The 21,429-nt window shown below is 71.1% G+C and carries 20 protein-coding genes; 10 read left to right on the top strand and 10 right to left on the bottom strand.

Annotation, left to right across the window (positions count from 1 at the left end):
* Positions 1-95: 95 nt before the first annotated feature.
* Both CP978_RS19420 and CP978_RS19415 read left to right on the top strand, forming a co-directional pair.
* Positions 96-440 carry a PadR family transcriptional regulator gene (locus tag CP978_RS19420; RefSeq protein ID WP_174498651.1) on the top strand — a complete coding sequence of 115 codons (345 nt, stop codon included), beginning with the start codon at positions 96-98 and terminating at the stop codon, positions 438-440.
* Entirely contained in the window at positions 437-1,186 is a 750-nt protein-coding gene (locus tag CP978_RS19415; protein WP_242647109.1) for a hypothetical protein, read from the top strand. Before CP978_RS19420 ends, CP978_RS19415 begins: the two co-directional genes overlap by 4 nt.
* Before the next feature lie 113 nt (positions 1,187-1,299).
* Here the strand turns inward: CP978_RS19415 and CP978_RS19410 are convergent, their stop codons facing one another.
* Positions 1,300-1,743 (bottom strand): hypothetical protein, encoded by a 444-nt coding sequence (locus CP978_RS19410; protein ID WP_052454190.1) that lies wholly within the window; start codon positions 1,741-1,743, stop codon positions 1,300-1,302.
* 357 nt (positions 1,744-2,100) lie between these two features.
* On the opposite strand from CP978_RS19410, the gene CP978_RS19405 reads away from it, so the two are divergent.
* Entirely contained in the window at positions 2,101-4,047 is a 1,947-nt protein-coding gene (locus tag CP978_RS19405; protein ID WP_043442793.1) for an APC family permease, read from the top strand.
* 89 nt (positions 4,048-4,136) lie between these two features.
* On the opposite strand, the gene CP978_RS19400 is transcribed toward CP978_RS19405, so the two are convergent.
* From CP978_RS19400 to CP978_RS19385, 4 genes are all read right to left on the bottom strand, one after another.
* Positions 4,137-5,585, bottom strand: a complete 1,449-nt coding sequence (locus CP978_RS19400; protein ID WP_052454592.1) for a sensor histidine kinase — start codon at positions 5,583-5,585, stop codon at positions 4,137-4,139.
* Between the two features lie 122 nt (positions 5,586-5,707).
* Positions 5,708-6,421, bottom strand: a complete 714-nt coding sequence (locus CP978_RS19395; RefSeq protein ID WP_043442790.1) for a response regulator transcription factor — start codon at positions 6,419-6,421, stop codon at positions 5,708-5,710.
* 517 nt (positions 6,422-6,938) lie between these two features.
* Positions 6,939-7,676, bottom strand: coding sequence for an FMN reductase (locus tag CP978_RS19390; RefSeq protein WP_043442787.1), 738 nt, complete (start codon positions 7,674-7,676; stop codon positions 6,939-6,941).
* The gene (locus CP978_RS19385; RefSeq protein WP_043442784.1) at positions 7,673-8,800 is read right to left on the bottom strand and encodes an LLM class flavin-dependent oxidoreductase; all 1,128 of its coding nucleotides are present in this window, start codon (positions 8,798-8,800) and stop codon (positions 7,673-7,675) included. The genes CP978_RS19390 and CP978_RS19385 overlap by 4 nt, the downstream gene beginning before the upstream one ends.
* Before the next feature lie 99 nt (positions 8,801-8,899).
* Here CP978_RS19385 and CP978_RS19380 point away from each other — a divergent pair, with 99 nt between their 5' ends.
* From CP978_RS19380 to CP978_RS34935, 3 genes are all read left to right on the top strand, one after another.
* The gene (locus tag CP978_RS19380) at positions 8,900-9,235 is read left to right on the top strand and encodes a YnfA family protein (protein ID WP_043442781.1); all 336 of its coding nucleotides are present in this window, start codon (positions 8,900-8,902) and stop codon (positions 9,233-9,235) included.
* A 156-nt stretch (positions 9,236-9,391) separates the two neighbouring features.
* Positions 9,392-10,171, top strand: a complete 780-nt coding sequence (locus CP978_RS19375; RefSeq protein WP_043442777.1) for an SDR family NAD(P)-dependent oxidoreductase — start codon at positions 9,392-9,394, stop codon at positions 10,169-10,171.
* Entirely contained in the window at positions 10,168-10,335 is a 168-nt protein-coding gene (locus CP978_RS34935) for a hypothetical protein (protein ID WP_167748013.1), read from the top strand. The genes CP978_RS19375 and CP978_RS34935 overlap by 4 nt, the downstream gene beginning before the upstream one ends.
* 37 nt (positions 10,336-10,372) lie before the next feature.
* Here the strand turns inward: CP978_RS34935 and CP978_RS19370 are convergent, their stop codons facing one another.
* From CP978_RS19370 to CP978_RS19360, 3 genes are all read right to left on the bottom strand, one after another.
* On the bottom strand, positions 10,373-10,690 hold the full coding sequence (locus CP978_RS19370; protein ID WP_052454189.1) for a hypothetical protein: 318 nt from the start codon (positions 10,688-10,690) through the stop codon (positions 10,373-10,375).
* Entirely contained in the window at positions 10,678-10,968 is a 291-nt protein-coding gene (locus CP978_RS19365; RefSeq protein WP_144401467.1) for a hypothetical protein, read from the bottom strand. The genes CP978_RS19370 and CP978_RS19365 overlap by 13 nt, the downstream gene beginning before the upstream one ends.
* 103 nt (positions 10,969-11,071) lie before the next feature.
* Positions 11,072-12,265 carry an RtcB family protein gene (locus tag CP978_RS19360; RefSeq protein ID WP_043442774.1) on the bottom strand — a complete coding sequence of 398 codons (1,194 nt, stop codon included), beginning with the start codon at positions 12,263-12,265 and terminating at the stop codon, positions 11,072-11,074.
* Positions 12,266-12,497: 232 nt separating this feature from the next.
* Here CP978_RS19360 and CP978_RS19355 point away from each other — a divergent pair, with 232 nt between their 5' ends.
* The 3 genes from CP978_RS19355 to CP978_RS19345 all read left to right on the top strand — a co-directional run bounded on the left by CP978_RS19355 (position 12,498) and on the right by CP978_RS19345 (position 15,947).
* The gene (locus CP978_RS19355; RefSeq protein WP_043442771.1) at positions 12,498-13,355 is read left to right on the top strand and encodes a hypothetical protein; all 858 of its coding nucleotides are present in this window, start codon (positions 12,498-12,500) and stop codon (positions 13,353-13,355) included.
* Positions 13,356-13,480: 125 nt separating this feature from the next.
* Positions 13,481-14,428 carry a DUF3558 family protein gene (locus CP978_RS19350; RefSeq protein WP_043442768.1) on the top strand — a complete coding sequence of 316 codons (948 nt, stop codon included), beginning with the start codon at positions 13,481-13,483 and terminating at the stop codon, positions 14,426-14,428.
* 163 nt (positions 14,429-14,591) lie between these two features.
* Positions 14,592-15,947, top strand: a complete 1,356-nt coding sequence (locus tag CP978_RS19345; protein ID WP_043448981.1) for a DUF2637 domain-containing protein — start codon at positions 14,592-14,594, stop codon at positions 15,945-15,947.
* A gap of 69 nt (positions 15,948-16,016) precedes the next feature.
* Here CP978_RS19345 and lysS read toward each other — a convergent pair whose 3' ends face one another.
* The gene (gene lysS / locus CP978_RS19340; protein WP_043442767.1) at positions 16,017-17,756 is read right to left on the bottom strand and encodes a lysine--tRNA ligase; all 1,740 of its coding nucleotides are present in this window, start codon (positions 17,754-17,756) and stop codon (positions 16,017-16,019) included.
* A gap of 229 nt (positions 17,757-17,985) precedes the next feature.
* On the opposite strand from lysS, the gene argS reads away from it, so the two are divergent.
* Entirely contained in the window at positions 17,986-19,746 is a 1,761-nt protein-coding gene (gene argS / locus CP978_RS19335) for an arginine--tRNA ligase (RefSeq protein WP_043442765.1), read from the top strand.
* A 112-nt stretch (positions 19,747-19,858) separates the two neighbouring features.
* On the opposite strand, the gene CP978_RS19330 is transcribed toward argS, so the two are convergent.
* On the bottom strand, positions 19,859-21,403 hold the full coding sequence (locus CP978_RS19330) for a transcriptional regulator (protein ID WP_079162216.1): 1,545 nt from the start codon (positions 21,401-21,403) through the stop codon (positions 19,859-19,861).
* Positions 21,404-21,429 lie beyond the last annotated feature (26 nt).

The raw sequence follows: 21,429 nt of genomic DNA, 5'->3' as shown, positions 1-21,429 counted from the left end.
AGCGGCCGCTGCGGCGTACTGACCTCACTTGCCGGCCGGGCGTTTGCTCGGCCATATAGGTTGCATAGCTAACTAACAAGTGATCCAATCTATGTATGGCGATCGACAAGAGGGCCAGCTGGCTCAAGGGAGTTCTTGATCTGCTGGTGCTGTCCTGTCTGACCGGCGGCGAGAGCTATGGCTACGAGATCGCGAGGCGTCTCGACGAGGCCGGCCTCGGGCAGATCAAGGGGGGCACGCTGTATCCCGTCCTCAACCGGCTGGAGGAAGCCGGCCTGGTGGAGGCGGAGTTCCGGGCCGCCGAGCGCGGCCCGGGGCGGCGCTACTACCGGTTGACCCAGGAGGGCCGCCAGGGCCTGCGCGACCAGAGCGACGCCTGGCTGGGCTTTCACCGCATCGTCGAGGAGCTGCTGAACAAGAAGGGGGAGAACGGCGCATGAGCGATACGGCCACCTACTTCGAGAGGCTGTCCGCGCTGCTGTCGGAGCGGGGCATGCCGCAGGGGCGCGTCGAGGCGCTCGTACAGGAACTGAGCGCGTACGCGAAGGAGGCGGCGCGCCCGGTGGAGGAGGAGTTCGGCCCGGTCGAGGAGCTGGCGGCGCAGCTGGCCGCACGGGGGAGCACCGGCACCGCGGACGAACCGGAGGCCGAGGCGGACACCTGGGTGTGGACCGCCGACGCGTTCAAGGACCTGCGGCTGCTGGACCACTTCGGCGCCCAGGGCTGGGAGGTCGAACGACTCGACCGGCTCGGCCGCTTCGTCTGCCGCCGCGACCGGCAGGCGCCCATGCGCTGGGCCTACCGCCGCGAGACGGTGGGCCACCGGCACCGCGAGGAGTTCGCCGAACGGCTGGCGCCCGAGGGATGGGAGCCGTGCGGGGCGTGGGGGCCCTTCGTGTACTACAAGCGCCCGGAGGCCGTGGTCATGGGGCCGGAGGCACAGCTGGCCGAGCCGCCCGCGCCGCCCCGGCGGCGGGTCTACATCGCACCGTGGCTCTACGCCTGGGTCGCGCTGTGTCTCCTCGGCCTGGTGGCCGTGGTCTGGCGCGGCGCACTCGGCATCGACATGTCGAACCCCAGCACCCTCGCCGGGGCACTCACCGGACTGCTCGTCGGTGGTTCTCTGGCGCTCTGGCTGTGGAAGTCCGCCCAGCGCGCCCAGCAGGGAGACAAGAACGCGCAGTGACCGGAGCGGGAGCAGCGGCCCCTCGGTCCCGGCAGTTCCTGGAGAAGGAGAAAGAGGAAAAGAGGAAAGGGGCGCCCCGGGCCCAGGGCGCCCCTTCCTCAGCGTCGGTCAGGTCACTTCACGTAGACCGTGACCTCGGGCGAGTAGATCTTGCCGTCGCTCACCCGGTACCGCTGGTTGCCCTTCTCGGTGAGCTTGGAGATCAGCGTGTAGCTGTCGCCCTCCTTGACGATGGCGCGGTCCTTCAGGTCCACCCACCGGGCACCGTCATGGCGCTGGAGGACGAGAGCGCTCCCCGTCTTCAGGCCCGTGGTGCGGCCGGTGAAGGTCACCGCCTCGCCGTACCTCACCTCGGCCTTGTCGGTCTTGATGGCGATGGTGGCCATCGAGATCTGGGGCGTCTTCGGTTCCGGGTTGTCCGCCTGCTTGGTCACGGACGGCGCGGGTACCGACGCGTCGTCGGCGAAGGCCACGGACGCCGCAGGCGCCAGCAGCGCGGCGGAGGCCACGGCGACGACGACGGCACGGCTGGAACGGGTGCGGAGTGAGGATTTCACGGTTGTCTCCTGTCGTGCGACAGATCCCCCACGGACGGATCCCCCCGGCGCGCCCTTTCGAGGCTTCCACGTAACCCATCGGGCGGCGACCCGTCTGTCACCGCAATGCAGCAGCGAAAATACCCGAAAGGCGGTCACGGTGCGTAATGACCGCAGGTAGCCCAAGTGACCGCGGGGGCCGTTTTCTTACCTTCGCTTCATATCGGACCGAGGTCGCCGGCCGCTCCCGCGATCGTGGTCCACGGGCCCCGGCAACACTCTCTGCCTAGGCTGGAACCGCGGTCTCCCCGATGTCCGGAACCGTTCGCAGAGCCGTACCCGAGCCCTACCGGAGTCGTACGCCAGGAGAGCACGCCGATGGCCGCCACGGAGCACGCCCGTTCGAGCCGGTTGCGTGCGTGGATGCTGCAGGGGCTGTCCGACCTGGGCTCCCCGCAGGGACCGCACGCCCGGCCCGAACCTCCGCACCAGGGACAGCGCTGGTGGCGGGTGATGTGCCTGACCGGTGTCGACTACTTCTCCACCCTCGGCTACCAGCCCGGCATCGCGGCGCTCGCGGCCGGGCTGCTCTCGCCCCTCGCCACCATCGTCCTGGTGATCGTCACCCTGGCCGGCGCCCTGCCGGTCTATCGACGGGTGGCCGAGGAGAGCCCCCACGGCCAGGGCTCCATCGCCATGCTGGAGCGGCTGCTCACCTTCTGGCAGGGCAAGCTCTTCGTGCTGACCCTGCTCGGCTTCGCCGCCACCGACTTCCTGATCACCATCACGCTGTCCGCCGCCGACGCCTCCACCCACCTGGTGGAGAACCCCCATCTCACCGCGCTGCTGCACGGCCATCAGATGCTGATCACCCTGCTGCTGATCGCCCTGCTGGGCGCGGTGTTCCTGAAGGGCTTTCTGGAGGCGATCGGCGTCGCGGTCACCCTGGTCGGGATCTATCTCGCGCTGAACGCCGTGGTCGTGGCGGTGGGGCTGTGGCATGTGCTCACGACGCGGCATGTGATCGCCGACTGGAGCGGCGCCCTGACCGTCCAGCACGGAAATGTCTTTGTGATGATCGGCCTGGCACTGATCGTCTTCCCCAAGCTGGCCCTCGGACTGTCCGGTTTCGAGACCGGCGTCGCCGTGATGCCCCATGTGCGGGGCGCCCCGGACGACACCGAGGAGAACCCCAGGGGCCGTATCCGGGACACCCGTAAGCTGCTGACCACCGCCGCCGCCGTGATGAGCTGCTTTCTGATCGCCACCAGCTTCATCACCACGCTGCTGATCCCGGCCAGGGAGTTCCAGCCGGGCGGCCGGGCCAACGGGCGGGCGCTGGCCTATCTGGCGCACCAGTACCTCGGCAACACCTTCGGCACGGTGTACGACATCTCCACGATCGCGATCCTGTGGTTCGCGGGCGCCTCCGCGATGGCCGGGCTGCTCAATCTGATGCCCCGCTATCTGCCGCGCTACGGAATGGCCCCGCACTGGGCGCGCGCGGTGCGGCCCATGGTCATCGTCTTCATCCTGATCGCCTTCCTGGTCACCTGGATCTTCGACGCCAGCGTCGACGCCCAGGGCGGTGCCTACGCCACCGGTGTGCTGGTGCTGATCAGCTCCGCGGCGATCGCGGTGACCATCGCGTCCCGCAGGGCCCGCCAGCGGCGCTGGACCGTCGCCTTCGCGGTGATCTCTGCGGTGTTCCTGTACACCACGGTCGTCAATGTGATCGAGCGGCCGGACGGGGTGAAGATCGGCGCCTGCTTCATCACCGGGATCATCCTGGTCTCGCTGCTGTCCCGGCTCGCCCGTGCGTTCGAACTGCGGGTGACCAGTGTGACCGTGGACTCGATGGCGGAACGCTTCGTCCGGGACATCGCCAGCCGCCGTATCCGCTTCATCGCCAACGAGCCCCATGCCCGGGACGCCGCCCAGTACCGGGCGAAGGTCGAGCAGATCAGGGCCGACCACGACCTGCCCCCGCAGGAGGACTTCGTCTTCGTGGAGGTGACGGTCGGCGACCCCTCGGAGTTCGAGACCGGCATGACCGTACGCGGCGAGGTGGTGCACGACCGCTACCGGGTGCTCACCCTGGAGTCGTCCTCCATCCCCAACGCCCTCGCCGCCCTGCTGCTGCACGTCCGCGACACCACCGGCCGCATCCCGCACATCTATTTCGAGTGGACCGAGGGCAACCCGTTCGCCAACTTCCTGCGCTTCTTCCTCTTCGGCCAGGGTGAGGTCGCCCCCGTCACCCGGGAGGTGCTGCGGGAGGCGGAACCGGACCGGAGCAGACGGCCCCGGGTGCATGTGGGCTGACCGGGGATCGCCTCGGGGTCCGGCACGGCACACGGGCCGGGCCGACCCGGGGCCGAACCGACCCGGGGCCGGGCCGATCCGGGGCCCCGCTACTCGCGCCTGCCGGCGGCTCCCCCGCCGACCGTGAAGCCGATGACCGAACCGCCGCCGGCACGCCGGTGGGCGAACGCCGCTCCCCCGTGCGAGATCGCCACCTCCCGCACGATCGAGAGGCCGAGCCCCGAGCCGGGCAGGCTCCTCGCGTCCGCGGCGCGGTAGAAGCGGTCGAAGATACGGAGCCGGTCGCCGTCCTCGAGACCGGGCCCCCGGTCCATGACCTCGACCCGCACACTGCCCAGCGGCGGCCCGGTGTCCGGCTCGTCGGAGTCCTCCAGCTGGAGCGGGTGCCGCGGACCCGTGACGACGGCCTCGATCGGCGCCCCGCCCTCCCGGTCGAACTTCGCCGCGTTCTCCAGCAGGTTGGACACCGCACGCTGGAGCGCCGTGGCCCGTCCGTCGACCGTGGTGTCCCCGCCGGCCCGGACGACGATCTCCCGGCCGGTGCGGCGCCGGGCGATCGTCGCCGCGTCCTCCACCACATCGGCGAGCGTCAGCCGCTGCACCGGTTCGGTGTCCGACTGCCCGGCCGCCAGCGCGACCAGCTCATTGACCAGGTCGGTCAGCTCCCTGGACTCCTCGGCGAGGTCGGCGACCAGTTCCTCACGGGCGGCGGAGGGCAGCTCGTCGATACGGCCCAGCAGCGAGATGTTCGTCCGCAGGGACGTCAGCGGGGTAAGGAGCTCATGGCCCGCGTCCTGCACCAGGCGCCGCTGGTCCTCCTCGGACTGGGCCAGCCGCCCGAGCATCCGGTCGAAGGAGCGGCCGAGGCGGGCCACCTCGTCGTTTCCGGTGACCGGCACCTGGATGCCGAGCCGCCGGGTGCGCGCCACGTCCTCGGCGGCGCCGGTCAGCCGCACCAGCCGCCGGGTGATCCGCCGGGCCAGCCACCAGCCGAACAGCCCGGACGCCAGGACGACCGCGCCGACCAGCAGGACGGTCCGCTGCTGAAGGCTGCGCAGCAGGTCCTCGGTGCTGCTGAGCTCCTGGGCGACCTGCACCGCACCCCTGCCGCGGCCGAGCGCGACGGTGGCGACCCGGTAGACGTCGCCGCCGACGCTGACGTTCGCGTGTTCCACCAGCTTGCCCGAGCGGGTGGCCTCGGCGATCCCCCGGTCGTCGGCGCCCACGGGCAGCGGGGGGTTGGAGTGGTCGACGAGCTTCCCGCCGGGGCCGAGGACCTGCACCACCGTGCGGCTGGGCCGGATGATGTCGTCGCGCGGGGTGTCGTGGTCCTTGTCGGAGACCGCGAAGTCCTCCGGCCGCAGCGGCTTCTGACTGACCTGGTCCCGCAGATCGGCCACGACCTGCGCGAAGACGGTCTGCTGGTCCACCCGGACCAGGCGGGCGGCGGCGTCGTAGCTCAGAAAGCCGACCAGGACGGTGACCCCGGCGGCCACGGCCGCGAACGACACGGTGAAGGTGGTCCGCAGCGACGACATCCGCCGCAGCCTGGACCGCAGCCGCAGCCGGCGGCGCAGCCCGCGCGGCAGCCGCTGCCACCGGCGCAGCCAGAACCCGGTGTCGGGGCCGGCGCCGGTGGCCGGGCGGGACGGCGGAGGCACTAGTCCTCCCTCAGGACGTACCCCACGCCGCGCACCGTGTGGATGAGCGCCGGGGCTCCCGGCTCGTCGAGCTTGCGCCGCAGATAACCCACGTAGACGGCGAGGTTCTTGGATCCCGGGCCGAAGTCGTAGCCCCAGATGCGGTCGTAGATGGTGGCGTGGTCGAGGACGATGCCGGTGTTGCGGGCGAGCAGTTCCAGCAGGTCGAACTCGGTCCTGGTGAGCTCCAGCTCCCGCGCGCCGCGCCAGGCGCGGCGCGCCTGCACATCCATGCGCAGCCCGGCGACGGACACCTGGCCGCTGGGTACCTTCTCCTCCTCCTTGGGCATCTCGAAGGCGGCGGAGCCGTTGGTACGGCGCAGCAGGGCCCTCAGCCGGGCGAAGACCTCCTCGACGTCGAACGGCTTGACGACATAGTCGTCGGCGCCCGCGTCCAGGCCCGCGATCCGGTCGGCGGTCTCCACCAGCGCGGTGAGCATCAGGATCGGGGTGCGGTCCCCCTCGGCGCGCAGCACCCGGCACACCTGGAGGCCGTCGATGCCGGGCATCATCACATCGAGCACCAGCACATCGGGCTGGGTGCGGTGGGCCTGGGCGAGGGCCTCCACGCCGTCGGCCACGGCGGTCACCTGGTAACCCTCCAGCGTCAGCGCGCGTTCCAGGGCATGGCGGATGGCACGGTCGTCCTCGGCGAGCAGCACGGTCTGGGTCACCCCACCAGTCTGCCAAGGTCACAGCCGTGCCCGACCGGATGAGCGGAGCCGCAGGAGCCTTCTTACCCCTCTCTCACCGCTCCCGGCGTGGCGACTTACCTGGTGGGGCCAGTGTGTCGGCTATGTCACGTCGCCGCGTCCCGCCCTCGGGGGCACGCCGCGGAGGGTCACGGCGACGGGACCTGAACGGAGCGGTCGCGGGGTGCCGGCCGACGCGTTGGGGAGCGTCACCGAGCGTCACCGCGCGGGATCGAGAGGCCTCCTGATCCCGCCGGACCTCCGCCGGGCACCGCGATCGCCCCGGAAGACATCTGCACAGGTACGGCACGACGGCCGGGCTCCCGAAGGGGCCGGAGGCCGACGCCGCCCTCGAGGCTCCCGACCCGCCGTCCCAGGGCGAGGCCGGGTGACGGGAGGGGTGGGCCGGAACGGTACGACGGTGGCGGCCCACCCCTCACCCACGCCCGGGCGCCACCGCACGGAGCCGCCCGGCCCGCCCTTCTCCGCTCTTGTCCTTCTACTTCCGCAGCGCGGCCAGCTGTTCCTCGAAGGGGATCACCCGGAAGCCGTGGGAGCGCGTCGCGCCGCGTTCGTCCGCGCCCTGCCGCTCCGGCCCGGCGGTGTGCGGTACGGACGGTACAGACGGTACGGACTCGGCTCCGTGCTCCGGCTGCGACGGTACGGCCGCCGCAGGCACCGGCCCCGCGGACTCCCGCGCCCCGGAGCCGGCCGGCTCCGGCGCGGTGCCCGCGCCCATCAGCCGCGCCAGCTCGCCCGCCGCCCGTTCGATCCGTTCGGCGAGCCCCTCGGCGCCCCAGTCCTCGGAGGCCGCGTAGACGCCGGTCGGGACGATCAGGGCCCGCAGATAGGAGAAGAGCGGACGCAGGGCGTGGTCCAGGACCAGCGAGTGCCGGGCGCTGCCGCCGGTCGCCGCGACCAGGACCGGCTTGCCCGCCAGCGCGTCCTTGTCGATCACATCGAAGAACGACTTGAACAGACCGCTGTACGAGGCCGAGAACACCGGTGTGACGACGATCAGTCCGTCCGCCCCCGTCACCGCGTCCAGCGCCGCACCGAGCGCTCCGCCGGGGAACCCGTTGGTGAAGTGGTGCGCGATCTCCACGGCCAGGTCACGCAGTTCGACGACCTGGAGGTCGACGGGATGGCGCCGGTCCACCGCGGCGGCCAGCCGATCGGCGAGCAGCCGGGTGGAGGACGGGACGCTCAGCCCCGCCGAGACGACGACCAGTCTCATGCGACGCCCACCTCCTCGGAACCTTCCTTCGCCCCCTCGGCACCGCCCCGGGCCTCCGCGGCCGCGAGCAGCGAGCGATGGGTCGGCGCCTCCGGCACATGCGCCGGGCGGCCCTTGGCGAACTCCTCGCGCAGCACCGGCACGACCTGCTCGCCGAGCAGGTCGATCTGCTCCAGCACGGTCTTCAGCGGCAGCCCCGCATGGTCCATCAGGAACAGCTGGCGCTGGTAGTCGCCGGCGTACTTCCGGAAGGACAGCGTCTTCTCGATGACCTGCTGCGGCGAGCCGACGGTCAGCGGCGTCCGGTCGGTGAACTCCTCCAGGGACGGCCCGTGCCCGTACACCGGCGCGTTGTCGAAGTACGGCCGGAACTCGCGCATCGCGTCCTGGGAGTTCCTCCGCATGAACACCTGACCGCCCAGTCCCACGACGGCCTGCTCCGCGGCGCCGTGCCCGTAGTGGGCGTAGCGCTCCCGGTAGAGCGCGACCATGCGCTCGGTGTGGTCGGCGGGCCAGAAGATGTTGTTGTGGAAGAAGCCGTCGCCGTAGTACGCGGCCTGTTCGGCGATCTCCGGGGAGCGGATGGAGCCGTGCCAGACGAACGGCGGCACGCCGTCCAGCGGGCGCGGGGTGGAGGTGAAGCCCTGCAGCGGCGTGCGGAAGGTGCCCTCCCAGTCCACCACGTCCTCCCGCCACAGCCGGTGCAGCAGCGCGTAGTTCTCGACCGCGAGGTTGATGCCCTGGCGGATGTCCTGGCCGAACCAGGGGTAGACGGGGCCGGTGTTGCCGCGCCCCATCATCAGGTCCGTCCGCCCGTCCGCGAGGTGCTGGAGCATCGCGAAGTCCTCGGCGATCTTCACCGGGTCGTTGGTGGTGATCAGGGTGGTGGACGTGGAGAGGATCAGCCGCTCCGTCCTCGCCGCGACATAGCCGAGCATCGTGGTCGGCGAGGACGGCACGAACGGCGGGTTGTGGTGCTCGCCCGTGGCGAAGACGTCGAGGCCGACCTCCTCGGCCTTGAGCGCGATGGCGACCATGGCCTTGATCCGCTCGCGCTCGGTCGGCGTCCGTCCCGTGGTCGGGTCCGGAGTGACGTCCCCGACGCTGAAGATCCCGAACTGCATGCTCGCTCACACCCTCCAGGTTGTTTACGATTCAACTATACCCGGAGAACGGAGCCACCCCGCCCCGTATTCCACGGACCCCCGTGCGAGGGTGACCGCATGCAGATCCTCCGTTCCGCCGCCCTCTTCGTCGTGGCCGCCCTCTTCGAGATCGGCGGCGCCTGGCTCGTCTGGCAAGGCCTGCGCGAAGGCCGGGGGCGGCTGTGGATCGGCGCGGGCGTCCTGGCCCTCGGCGTCTACGGCTTCGTCGCCACCTTTCAGCCGGACTCCCACTTCGGCCGGGTCCTCGCCGCGTACGGCGGGGTCTTCGTGGCCGGCTCCCTGGCCTGGGGCGCGATCGCGGACGGCTACCGCCCGGACCGCTGGGACGTGACCGGCGCGCTGATCTGTCTGGCCGGGATGGCCGTGATCATGTGGGCACCCCGGGGCCGCTGACCGCTCCCGGTCAGGGCTACGGCCTCTCGGACGCATCCGCCGGGCCCCGGACCGCCCGCACTATCCTGGGCGGAGGCCACTCGACCGACCGTGCGCACCCGCACAGCGCCGAGCCCGCCGCACGCATCGCCGAACCGCCGCCCGAGGAGCAGCCTCATGACCGCCGCCGAACCCGCCGCCGCCTCCCGCATCGCCGTGGTCACCGGCGCGAGCAGCGGCATCGGCGCCGCGACGGCCCGACGGCTCGCCGAGGCGGGCCATCGCGTGGTGCTCACGGCCCGCCGCAAGGACCGTATCGAGGCGCTCGCCGAGGAACTCACCACGGCCGGTCACTCGGCGACGGCATATGCGCTGGACGTCACGGACCGGGCGGCGGTCGAGACCTTCGCCACCGCCTTCCGGACGATCGGGGTCCTGGTCAACAACGCGGGCGGTGCGCTGGGCGCCGACCCGGTCGCCACCGGCGACCCCGAGCACTGGCGCCGGATGTACGAGACGAACGTCCTCGGCACCCTGAACGTCACCCAGGCCCTGCTCCCCGCGCTGACGGCGAGCGGTGACGGCACGGTGGTGGTCGTCTCCTCCACCGCGGGCCACGGGACGTACGAGGGCGGCGCGGGCTATGTCGCCGCGAAGCACGCCGAGCACGTCCTCGCCGAGACCCTCCGGCTGGAGATCGTCGGCACCCCGGTCCGGGTGATCGAGATCGCCCCCGGGATGGTACGGACGGACGAGTTCGCGCTGACCCGCTTCGGCGGCGACGCGGAGAAGGCGGCCAAGGTGTACGAGGGCGTCGCCGAGCCGCTGACGGCGGAGGATGTGGCCGACACGATCGGCTGGGCGGTCACCCGCCCCAGCCACGTCAATATCGACCTCCTGGTGGTCCGCCCCCGGGCCCAGGCGTCGAACACCAAGGTCCACCGGGAGGCACGATGACCGAACCGACCCCGGCGGCCGAGCCCGAGGACACCGCGGACCGGGACCGCCTGTCGCTGGAGAAGAAGCGCGAGCGGTATGTCTGGTACTACCTCGCGTACTTCCTCTTCGGCATCCATGTGGTGGCGTTCGTGATGATCTACGCCGTACGCCACGCGAAGTGACGGCGCACCAGGTGACGGCGGGCCGGTCGCCCGGTGTTCAGCGCGACCGGCACGAAGGATCATCGACGATGACGGCGTTCGCGGGGAGGATCCTGACGTCGTCCTCGTCCTTGGACTGCACGAAGGACGTGGTGGCATAGCCCCGCTTGCCGTCCCCCACGCACTTGGTGGCGAGGTTCCCGAACCCGTCCGGGAAGTTGTAGGCCTCGGCGGGGGAGTCCTCCCCCGCCCTGCCCAGCACCGGGGCGTCCGCCTTGCCGCGCTCCTCGTAGTGCTGCCGGGAGCAGCCGCTGACGCCGAGCAGGAGTGCGGCGCAGACGCCGGCCGCGGCGACCGCGGTGCTCAGCCGGCGCACGCCTTGTCCTCCACGATCTGCACGTTCGACGGGGCGTCGGCGTTGGTGGTCACATACGCCCGGAACCCGTGCCCGACGCACTTGGTGGCGAGATTCCCGAAGCCGTCCGGGAAGTTGTAGACCTCCACGGGCGTGTTGTCCCCGGCCTTGCCCTTCACCGGCGCATCGCCCTTGCCCCGCTTGTCGTTGTAGCCCTGCGAACACCCCACGAGCAGCGTCCCCACGACCAGCAGCAGCCCGGCGGCCCGGAGCGTCCCGCTTCCGCGTGCTCGGTTCATCAGCCGTCCCTCCATGGAAAGTTGACCTGTCTGCATCAGGAGGACTGCGCGGCGGGCTGACCGGTTCCGCCCCGTTCCGGCCCGCCCGCGACGGCGGAGCGCGTCAGCCCTTCACACAGACGACCTGCTTGAGTTCGGCCACGACCTCGACCAGGTCGCGCTGCTGGTCGATGACCTGCCGGATCGGCTTGTAGGCACCCGGGATCTCGTCCACGACCCCCGAATCCTTGCGGCACTCCACGCCCCGGGTCTGCTCCTCCAGGTCCTTCGCGGTGAAGCGGCGCTTGGCCGCGCTGCGGCTCATCCGGCGGCCCGCGCCGTGCGAGGCCGAGTTGAACGCCTTCTCGTTGCCGAGGCCCTTCACGATGTACGAGCCGGTGCCCATCGAGCCCGGGATGATCCCGTAGTCGCCGGCACCCGCCCGGATCGCGCCCTTGCGGGTCACCAGCAGATCCATGCCCTCGTACCGCTCCTCGGACACATAGTTGTGATGGCAGGAGATCTCCCGCTCGAAGGCCGGCTTCGCCTTTCTGAACTCCTTGCGGATCACGTCCTTCAGCAGGGCCATCATCAGCGTGCGGTTGTACCGGGCGTACTCCTGCGCCCAGTACAGGTCGTTGCGGTACGCCGCCATCTGCGGTGTGCCCGCGACGAAGACGGCGAGGTCACGGTCGATCAGCCCCTGGTTGTGCGGGAGCCGCTGCGCCACGCCGATGTGGTGCTCGGCGAGTTCCTTGCCGATGTTGCGGGAGCCGGAGTGCAGCATCAGCCACACCGCCCCCTCGGTGTCCACGCACACCTCCACGAAGTGATTGCCCGAACCGAGCGTGCCCATCTGCCTGGTCGCACGCTCCGCGCGGAACTTCACCGCGTCGGCCACCGAGTCGAACCGCCCCCAGAAGTCGTCCCATCCTGAGGTGGGCATGCCGTGGAAGCGGCCGGGGTCGACCGGATCGTCGTGCATCCCCCGCCCGACCGGGATGGCCCGCTCGATCGCGGACCGCAGCCGGGACAGATCCCCCGGCAGGTCGTCGGCCGTGAGCGACGTCCGCACCGCCGACATCCCGCAGCCGATGTCCACCCCCACCGCCGCCGGGCACACCGCGTCCCGCATGGCGATGACCGAGCCGACGGTCGCCCCCTTGCCGTAGTGCACGTCCGGCATGACCGCGAGGCCCTCGATCCACGGCAGCGTCGCGACGTTCCGCAACTGCCGCATCGCGACGTCCTCGACGCCCGCCGGGTCCGTCCACATACGGATCGGGACCTTCGCCCCCGGCACCTCTACATATGACATATGCCCCCCACTCCCCTGAAACGCGTCAAAAGTCTGCTATCGCAAAAACCGGCGCCAAGGTCGACGTAAAGGACAACGGACCGGCGTCCACGGCAGTGCGTGCGATACACATTGTCTGCAAGGAGCCGCCCCCGGCGGCAACCGAATAACCGGCGGATCCGTCCAGCCGGCCACTCCGCACCCCACGGCTCCGTCGCGGAACCGTCGCGGAACCGTCGAGAGGAGCCTCACCGTGCAGCGGAAGGCGTACGTACCGGGCGCCGTCGTCCTCCTCGCGGCCCTGCTGGCCGCCTGCACCGGCAGCTCCCAGAGTGGCGGCGCCGCGGAGGACTCCAAGGCCGGCGGTGCCCCCGCGGACGCCAGCGGCGCCCAGCCCGGCAAGTACCGCACGCTCGCCGACGCCTGCGGCGCGGTGAGCCATGACACCCTCGGCTCGCTGCTGCCGGGCATCCGGCAGGTGACCGACCAGGAGCAGCGCGACAAGGCGTACGCGGGCACGGCGGTGCCCACCTACAACAACGACCGCCGCTCGGGCTGCCGTTGGAAGGCCGAGTCGACCGGCGCCACGGACCATCTGTATGTCGACTTCGAGCGTGTGGTGTCGTACGACAACACGGTCTCCGACGACAGCCGCGCCCATGAGGTCTATGCCGTCAAGGAGACCGCCGCGGATCTGCCCGAGCCTCGTGCGGGCTCCACGTCCCCCGACGGCGCCGGCACGGACGGCGCGAGCAGCACGCCCTCCGGCTCGCCCTCCGCCTCCACGCGGCACCCCGCGCCCGGCGGCGAGGCGTCCGCCTCCGCCACCGCCTCCAGCACCCCCTCGGCTCCCGCGAGCCCCTCCGTCTCCGGGACCCCGGCCGACCTCCAGCCCCGCGCGCTCGACGACCTCGGGGACGAGGCGTTCCTCGACGACCAGCTGAGCAGCTCCCGGCAGCGCACCGTGACTGTGGTGTTCCGCACGTCCAATGTGATCGTGACCATCCAGTACGACGAGCAGCCGGCCACCGCCACGGACGCCCCGGACAGCAAGGACATGCAGGACAAGGCCCGAAAACTGGCCGATCGGCTGGCCGGTTCGCTCGGCTGACCGCCGCCCCCGGCCGGTCCCGGCGACCGGCCCCGACCCGGCACCGCATGTCTCCGCACCGCGTACCGTGGCCCCTCGGACCCGATCCGACCGCACGATCCACGAGCGTCATGAGTGAAGGAACCATGCACCGACCTGCACAGCGAGACCAGCGGAACCAGCGAGACCAGCACGCTCGGGACGAGTACCGGCCGTCCCGCCGGACCTCCCGCCTTCGCCGCGTCCTCGTCTGCGCGGCCGCCGTTCCCGCGGTGCTCGTCGCCGCCGGGTGCTCCTCGGACTCCGGTTCCCCCACGGGCAGCTCCACCACGCAGCAGAGCCCGTCCGCGCGCCCCTCGCAGAGCGCGAGCGCCTCGGCGGACTCCATACGGCCGGCCGTCTACACGACGCTGCCCAAGCCGTGCACCGTGCTCTCCAAGAAGACCCTGGGCGATCTGGTCCCGGAGGCGAAGTCCGGCAAGCAGGGCGCCTCCGACGATCCGGAGGCCCGTGTCGGCTGCTCCTGGGACAGCCTGAAGGACAACGGCGTCAAGGGCTCCCAGTTCCGCTGGCTCAATGTCTCCCTGCTGCGCTTCGAGTCGGACGCCGCGCGTGGCGAGGCCGACAAGCAGGCGCAGCAGTACTACGACAAGCAGGTGCACGAGGCCGCGTCCGTCGACGGGGCCGGGTCCACCAAATCGGAGCCGCTGACGGGCGCGGGCGACCAGGCGACCACCGTGCGCTACGACCTGAAGAAGAAGGAAGGCACCTTCAAGCAGCAGACGGTCGTGGCGCGCGTGGAGAACGTCGTCGTCACCCTCGACTACAACGGTGCGGGTCTGGCCGGTGACGGCGCGCCCGACGCCGACGCCTTGACGAAGGCGGCCGAGAAGGCCGTCAAGGAGGTCGTCGCCGCGGTGTCGGAGGCGAACAAGGGCGGCGACGCGGGCGCGTCGACGAGCGCCTCGCCCTCCGCGCCGGCCTCCAAGGGCGCGTCCCCGAGCGCCTCGAGGAGTGCGTCGGAGAGCGCTTCCCCGTCGAAGTCCTCCTCCGCGGAGTCCTCTTCGTCGAAGTCGGCCGACGCGAAGAACTGAACGTAACGGCGCCACCAGGGAAAACGCCCGAGCCCGGTCCCGCGCGGACCGGGCTCGTACCCCACCGGCCACTCGCCCGCCGAACACGTGTGCAACCCTGTTGCGCGCAACAACACGTGCGGGGAGGGGAGTACAGGTGGCCGGGCCGATCAAACTGACTCGGATGCACCGGGTTCTCATCGGTGTGGTCGTCGCCGGTGCAGTCGTCATCGCCGGGATCGGCTTCGCGGGTTCGTACGCGGCCGTTCGCGCGCTGGCCATCCAGAAGGGCTTCGGGAACTTCAGTTATGTCTTCCCGATCGGCATCGACGCGGGCATCTGTGTCCTGCTGGCCCTGGATCTGCTGCTGACCTGGATCCGCATCCCCTTCCCCCTGCTGCGCCAGACGGCATGGCTGCTGACCATGGCGACGATCGCGTTCAACGGCGCCGCGGCCTGGCCGGACCCGCTGGGCGTGGGCATGCACGCGGTGATCCCGGTGCTTTTCGTGGTCGCGGTCGAGGCGGCCCGCCATGCGATCGGCCGGATCGCGGACATCACGGCGGACAAGCACATGGAGGGCGTCCGCCTGACCCGCTGGCTGCTCTCGCCCCTGCCCACCTTTCTGCTCTGGCGCCGTATGAAGCTGTGGGAGCTCCGCTCCTACGACCAGGTCATCAAGCTGGAACAGGAGCGTCTGGTCTATCAGGCCAGGCTGCGCTCCCGCTTCGGCCGCGCCTGGCGCCGCAAGGCCCCGGTGGAGGCGCTGATGCCGCTGAGGCTGGCGCGGTACGGCGTCCCGCTGGCCAACACGGCCCCGGCGGGCCTGGCCGCGGCGGGCATCGAGACGGCCCTGGTGCCTCCGGCGCCGCAACTGGAAGCGGCCCCGGCCGACCGTGCCGCCGACCCGGCGCCCCTCGCGCGGGAGGCGGTGGCGCCGGCGGCCGAACCGCACCCCCCGCTCGACGGCGGCCAGGGACCCGAGCAGCCCGCCCAGGCGCCGGACCCCGAGCACAGCCCCTGGTTCAACACCCCTCCCCAGAGCGAATACCAGGGCGGCTACGACGCCGCGTACGAACCGGAGCCCTCCTACGGTCCCGAGGAGGAGCACCTGAGCTGGTACGAGGAGCAGGAGCAGTACCCGGCGGAGCCGCAGCAGTACCAGGAGCAGATGCAGCAGTTCCGGGAAGAGGTGCAGCAGTTCCAGGAGCAGCCGCAGCAGCCGGAGTTCCAGCATCCGGAGTACCAGCAGCAGCCCGTCCAGGAGCCCTCCCCGGAGGAGACCGGCAGCTTCCCCATCCCCGTCTCCGGTGCCCGCACCCGCGAGCTCGGCGGGGGCGGCGGCACGGAACCGAACGAGGACGACCACTACCAGGTCTTCAAGAAGTCGATCAACGGCAGCTACCCGACTCCCCGGGAGTTCGGTGACAACGTCGAGGCGGAGTTCGGCCGCACCCTCGCCCCGGAGGACGCCAAGCGCATGGTCAACCGCTTCACCAACCGCCACACGGCGGAACTGGAGGAGGACCACATCGCGTGACCGGGTGAAGCCCACCACCACATGCGTGAGGCCCCCGTACGTTCCCGTACGGGGGCCTCACGCGTGGGATCACTCCCCGAGCAGCCTGCGCACCCGGTCCTGCCCCACCGCGAGCAGCAGGGTGGGCAGCCGCGGACCGGTGTCCCGGCCGACGAGCAGGTGGTAGAGGAGCGCGAAGAACGACCGCTGGGCGGTCTTGATCTCCGGCGGCAGCTCCTTGGGCGTGGCGTCGGCGGAGAACCCGGCCTGCACCTTGGGCACGCCGTACACATGGTGGGTGAGCCCGTCCAGCGACCAGTGCTCGTCGAGACCGTCGAGCAGCAGCCGCAGCGAGTGCTGCGCCTTCTCGTCGAGGGACTTCAGCAGATCGACGTCCGGCTCCTCGCGGACGATGGTGCGCTGGTCCGCCGGGACATAGGTGTTGATCCAGGCCTCGGCCCTGTCGTACCGCGGCCGGGCCTCCTCGAGCGAGGCGAGCGGGTGGGCCGGGTCGAGGTCGGACAGGATGCGCAGCGCCTGGTCCTGGTGGCCCGCGGTGATGTCGGCGACGGACGCCAGCGTGCGGTACGGCAGCGGACGCGCGGTGGCGGGCAGCGGACCGGCGGCCGTGCCGGTGGCCCGGGTGTAGGCGGCCACGTCACCCGGCAGCGCGGAGTCGTCGGCGACCTTGGCCCCCAACTTGTCCCACTCGTCGTAGAGCCGCTGGATCTCCTGGTCGAAGGCGATCTTGAAGGACTGGTTGGGCCTGCGGCGGGCGTACAGCCAGCGCAGCAGCTGCGGCTCCATGATCTTCAGCGCGTCGGCCGGGGTGGGGACCCCGCCCTTGCTGCTGGACATCTTGGCCATGCCGCTGATGCCCACGAAGGCGTACATCGGCCCGATGGGCTGCTCGCCGCCGAAGATCCCGACGATCTGACCGCCCACCTGGAAGCTGGAGCCCGGGGAGGAGTGGTCGACACCGCTCGGCTCGAAGATCACGCCCTCGTACGCCCACCGCATGGGCCAGTCGACCTTCCAGACCAGCTTGCCGCGGTTGAACTCGCTCAGCCGCACCGTCTCGGAGAAACCGCACGCGGTGCAGACGTACGACAGCTCGGTGGTGTCGTCGTCGTACGCGGTGACGGTGGTGAGGTCCTTCTCGCAGCTCCCGCAGTAGGGCTTGTACGGGAAGTACCCGGCGGACCCGGAGCTGCCGTCGTCCTCCGAGGCGGCCCCCGAGCCCTCCGCGGCCTCCAGCTCCGCCTCGTCGAGGGGCTTCTGCTGCTTCTTGGCCGCCTTGGGCTTGGTCCGGTACTGGGCGAGGACGGCGTCGATGTCCGCCCGGTGCCGCATGGCGTGCAGGATCTGCTCCCGGTACACACCGGAGGTGTACTGCTCGGTCTGGCTGATGCCGTCGAACTCCACACCCATCTCGGCGAGCGAGGCGACCATGGCGGCCTTGAAGTGCTCGGACCAGTTGGGGTGCGGCGAGCCCTCGGGGGCCGGCACGGACGTCAGCGGCTTGCCGATGTGCTCGGCCCAGGACTCGTCGACCCCGGCGATCCCGGCGGGCACCTTGCGGTACCGGTCGTAGTCGTCCCAGGAGATCAGATGGCGCACCTGGCGACCGCGACGCCGGATCTCGTCGGCGACGAGGTGGGGCGTCATGACCTCCCGCAGATTCCCCAGGTGGATGGGGCCCGAAGGGGAGAGTCCGGACGCGACGACGACCGGTTTGCCCGGGGCCCGACGCTCCGACTCCTCGATGACCTCATCCGCGAAACGGGAGACCCAGTCGATGGTCTCGGTGCTCTGAGCCACGATCGGCACGTCCTTTTTTCCTCGACGTTTCCTCGAAGCAGCCGGCACGGTCACACGGCTGACCGCTCCATTGTCACCGCCACCCCCGCATCCACGAAAACGGCTTTTCAAACCCTTGCCCGCCGCATACGGACCGGTCCGGGGCCCACTGCCGGGCCCGAGCCCGGAAAAACCGCTTTACCCCCATGGGATACTGGCCACGTCTATCCGTACCCACGAGGAGAACGGCACCCACTCCATGGCCTCGGTCACGTCCCTCACCGCCTCCGTCCACCAGCGCCTCGCGACCGCCCTCACGGCCAAGCTGCCCCAGGCCGCCGCGGACCCGCTGCTGCGACGAAGCGACCGGGCGGACTACCAGGCCAACGGGATCCTGGCGCTCGCCAAGAAGGCGAAGGCCAACCCGCGTGAGCTGGCGGCCCAAGTCGTGGAGAAGGTGGTCACCGGCGATCTGATCGAGGACGTCGAGGTCTCGGGACCCGGCTTCCTCAACATCACGGTCACCGACCGGGCGATCACCGCCAACCTCGCCGCCCGCGCCGCCGACCCCGAGGGCCGCCTCGGCGTGCCGTACGCCGAGGACCCGGGCACCACGGTCATCGACTACGCCCAGCCGAACGTGGCCAAGGAGATGCACGTCGGCCATCTGCGCTCCGCGGTGATCGGCGACTCGGTGGTCAAGCTTCTGGAGTTCACCGGCGAGAGCGTGGTCAGGCGCCACCACATCGGCGACTGGGGCACCCAGTTCGGCATGCTCATCCAGTACCTGGACGAGCACCCGCACGAGCTGGACCACAAGGCCGCCGAGGTCACCGGCGAGGAGGCGATGTCGAACCTCGACCGCCTCTACAAGGCGGCCCGCAGGCTCTTCGACTCCGACGAGGAGTTCAAGACGCGTGCCCGCCGCCGGGTGGTCGACCTCCAGGCCGGTGACCCGCACACGCTCGCCATGTGGCAGAAGTTCGTCGACGAGTCGAAGATCTACTTCTTCTCCGTCTTCGAGAAGCTGGACATGGAGATCCGCGACCCCGACATCGTCGGCGAGTCCGGCTACAACGAGATGCTCCAGGAGACCTGCCGGCTGCTGGAGGAGTCCGGTGTGGCGGTCCGCTCCGAGGGCGCCCTGTGCGTCTTCTTCGACGACATCAGGGGCCCGGACGGCAACCCGGTCCCGCTGATCGTGCAGAAGTCGGACGGCGGCTTCGGCTATGCGGCCACCGACCTGTCGGCGATCCGTGACCGGGTCTTCCGTCTGAAGGCCGACACCCTCCTCTATGTGGTGGACGCCCGCCAGGCGCTCCACTTCAAGATGGTCTTCGAGACCGCCCGCCGGGCCGGCTGGCTGGGCGACGGAGTGAAGGCGATCCAGCTCGCCTTCGGCACGGTCCTCGGCAAGGACGGCAAGCCCTTCAAGACGCGTGAGGGCGAGACGGTCCGGCTGGTCGACCTCCTCGACGAGGCGATCGAGCGCGCCTCCGCCGTCGTCCGGGAGAAGGCTCAGGACCTGTCCGAGCAGGAGATCACCGAGCGCGGCGCCCAGGTGGGCATCGGCGCGGTGAAGTACGCGGACCTGTCCACCTCGGCGAGCCGCGACTACAAGTTCGACCTCGACCAGATGGTCTCGCTGCACGGCGACACCTCCGTCTACCTCCAGTACGCCTACGCCCGTATCCAGTCGATCCTCCGCAAGGCCGGCGAGGTACGTCCGGCCGCGCACCCGGAGCTGGCGCTGGCCGACGCGGAGCGCGCGCTGGGCCTGCACGCGGACCAGTTCGCGGAGACGGTCGCGGAGACAGCGGCGGAGTACGCCCCGCACAAGCTGGCCGCGTATCTGTACCAGTTGGCGTCGCTGTACACGTCCTTCTACGACAAGTGCCCGGTGCTGAAGGCCGAGACGCCCGAGCAGGTGGAGAACCGCCTCTTCCTGTGCGACATCACGGCCCGCACCCTGCACCAGGGCATGGCCCTGCTGGGCATCAGGACGCCCGAGCGTCTCTGACCCCGCGCCGCCGACGCGAAGAGCCCCGCACCCCGGGCCGGTTCCCGGGGTGCGGGGCTCTTTCCTTCGGCCTTCCGGCCGGGGTTCCGTCAGCCTTCCGGCCGGGGTTCCGTCAGCCTTCCTGCCGGGTGATCCACTCCACCCCGCCGAGCGGGTAGTCATACCCCGGCCGTCCGGTGTTCCCGCTGGTCCGGAAGGGCTTGCCGTGGTCGTCGATCCGGACGGTGCCGTGCCGTGCGCCGCTGGACCACTCCAGCTCCAGATACCAGCGCACATCGTGCGCGGCGGTGCGGGCCCGGACCCGGAAGACCTCCGGGTCGGACTCGCTCACCTTGAACGGGAAGCCGCGCTGCCCCGCGACGGGCACCGCGGCCGGACGGCCCTCGTCCAGGTCCACGCCGAAGGCGTGGGTCCCCACACCACCGCCGCAGCCGACGCCCATGGCGTAGTCGTTCCAGGCCAGGGGCGCACCGGACGCCTGCACCCGGACCTTCAGGTCCTCCAGGACCACGGTCTGACTGCCGGTGCCCTGCACGGTGAGCACCACATACTGCTCCCCGGACGACACCGCGCCGAGCGCCGACACCCAGCCCGGGGCTTCCTGTTCGGTGGGCGGCGGCGAGGACACCCACTGCGGCGTGCGGTCGATCAGATAGTGCTGGCTGCACGGGTTTTCCCAGGCGTACGGGCGGGTGTTGACCGTCAGCGGCACGGCGGGGGCCGGGTCGCTTCGGGGGGTCTCCCGGCCGGTGCCCGGGGTCGGGGAGCCGGTACCCGGGCCGGCGCTGCGGTCCGCGCCGGTCCTCTTGTCGCCTCCGGCCGCCTTGTCCGCGGTCTCGCCGCCGGACCGCGACGCCGCGGGAGCCGTGGCGCCGTCCGTGCCGCCGCCGTCCGTCGCCGCCCCGCGCCCGTCCACCGCCGGCGTCGCTCCCACGGGGCCCTCGGCGCCGCTGCCGTCGGTGCCGGAGAGGGGGTTCCAGGCGAGCACGGCGGCGCCCAGGACGACGAGGGCACCGACCGGGACCAGCACCGCGGCGCGGAGACGACGGCGGGTGCCGGGACGTGCCCCGGTGCCCGGCCCCGCAGGGACGGTCCGTTCCTCGTCGGAACCCTCGGCTCCGGCTCCCCGGGCGGGCTCCGGTGGTGCCGGCGCCCCGGCACCACCGGATTCAGTCCCTGCTCCTCCCGTGTTCCCGGGCTCGGGGCCTGTTTCGGCGGTACCGCCGGTCTCGGAGCCTGGTTCCAGGGCACCGCCGGGCTCGGAAGCCGGTTCTCCGGTACCACCTGCCGCGCCCACGGCCGTCCGCTCCTGCCCCGGGCCCGGCGCGGCGCCCGCGTCCGGCTCGACGGGACGCTGCTCCCGTACCGCGGCCGTCCTGCTCCGCCTCTCCCGCACCGCGTCGGCCAGCACCCATCTGCGGTGCAGCTCGACCAGTTCCTCGGGCGAGGCCTTGCAGAGCCGGGCCAGCCGCTCCACGGGCGCGTAGTCGCTCGGTACGACCTCCCCGTTGCAGTAGCGGTGCAGCGTCGACGTACTCATGTGGAGCCGCTTGGCCAGCAGTCCGTAGCTCAGCCCGGACCGCTCCTTCAACTCCCTCAACAACTGCCCGAATAACTCCGCCGCTTCCGCCCCCGACACCATTCCTCCGCCTCCCATGTCCCGGCCCGGCGTTCCAGGGACAC

The sequence above is a fragment of the Streptomyces nodosus genome (genome assembly GCF_008704995.1).
Taxonomy (GTDB): domain Bacteria; phylum Actinomycetota; class Actinomycetes; order Streptomycetales; family Streptomycetaceae; genus Streptomyces; species Streptomyces nodosus.
The sequence above is the reverse complement of the archived record's forward strand: the minus strand, read 5'-3'. Positions and strand labels throughout refer to the sequence as shown.

Bases quoted from the DNA above. Each gene is read 5' to 3' on its own strand.
- CP978_RS19420 (WP_174498651.1), top strand. From the start codon at position 96: ATGGCGATCGACAAGAGGGCCAGCTGGCTCAAGGGAGTTCTTGATCTG.
- CP978_RS19415 (WP_242647109.1), top strand. From the start codon at position 437: ATGAGCGATACGGCCACCTACTTCGAGAGGCTGTCCGCGCTGCTGTCG.
- CP978_RS19405 (WP_043442793.1), top strand. From the start codon at position 2,101: ATGGCCGCCACGGAGCACGCCCGTTCGAGCCGGTTGCGTGCGTGGATG.
- CP978_RS19400 (WP_052454592.1), bottom strand. From the start codon at position 5,585: ATGTCGTCGCTGCGGACCACCTTCACCGTGTCGTTCGCGGCCGTGGCC.
- CP978_RS19390 (WP_043442787.1), bottom strand. From the start codon at position 7,676: ATGAGACTGGTCGTCGTCTCGGCGGGGCTGAGCGTCCCGTCCTCCACC.
- CP978_RS19385 (WP_043442784.1), bottom strand. From the start codon at position 8,800: ATGCAGTTCGGGATCTTCAGCGTCGGGGACGTCACTCCGGACCCGACC.
- CP978_RS19380 (WP_043442781.1), top strand. From the start codon at position 8,900: ATGCAGATCCTCCGTTCCGCCGCCCTCTTCGTCGTGGCCGCCCTCTTC.
- CP978_RS19375 (WP_043442777.1), top strand. From the start codon at position 9,392: ATGACCGCCGCCGAACCCGCCGCCGCCTCCCGCATCGCCGTGGTCACC.
- CP978_RS34935 (WP_167748013.1), top strand. From the start codon at position 10,168: ATGACCGAACCGACCCCGGCGGCCGAGCCCGAGGACACCGCGGACCGG.
- CP978_RS19365 (WP_144401467.1), bottom strand. From the start codon at position 10,968: ATGAACCGAGCACGCGGAAGCGGGACGCTCCGGGCCGCCGGGCTGCTG.
- CP978_RS19360 (WP_043442774.1), bottom strand. From the start codon at position 12,265: ATGTCATATGTAGAGGTGCCGGGGGCGAAGGTCCCGATCCGTATGTGG.
- CP978_RS19350 (WP_043442768.1), top strand. From the start codon at position 13,481: ATGCACCGACCTGCACAGCGAGACCAGCGGAACCAGCGAGACCAGCAC.
- CP978_RS19345 (WP_043448981.1), top strand. From the start codon at position 14,592: ATGCACCGGGTTCTCATCGGTGTGGTCGTCGCCGGTGCAGTCGTCATC.
- argS (WP_043442765.1), top strand. From the start codon at position 17,986: ATGGCCTCGGTCACGTCCCTCACCGCCTCCGTCCACCAGCGCCTCGCG.
- CP978_RS19330 (WP_079162216.1), bottom strand. From the start codon at position 21,403: ATGGGAGGCGGAGGAATGGTGTCGGGGGCGGAAGCGGCGGAGTTATTC.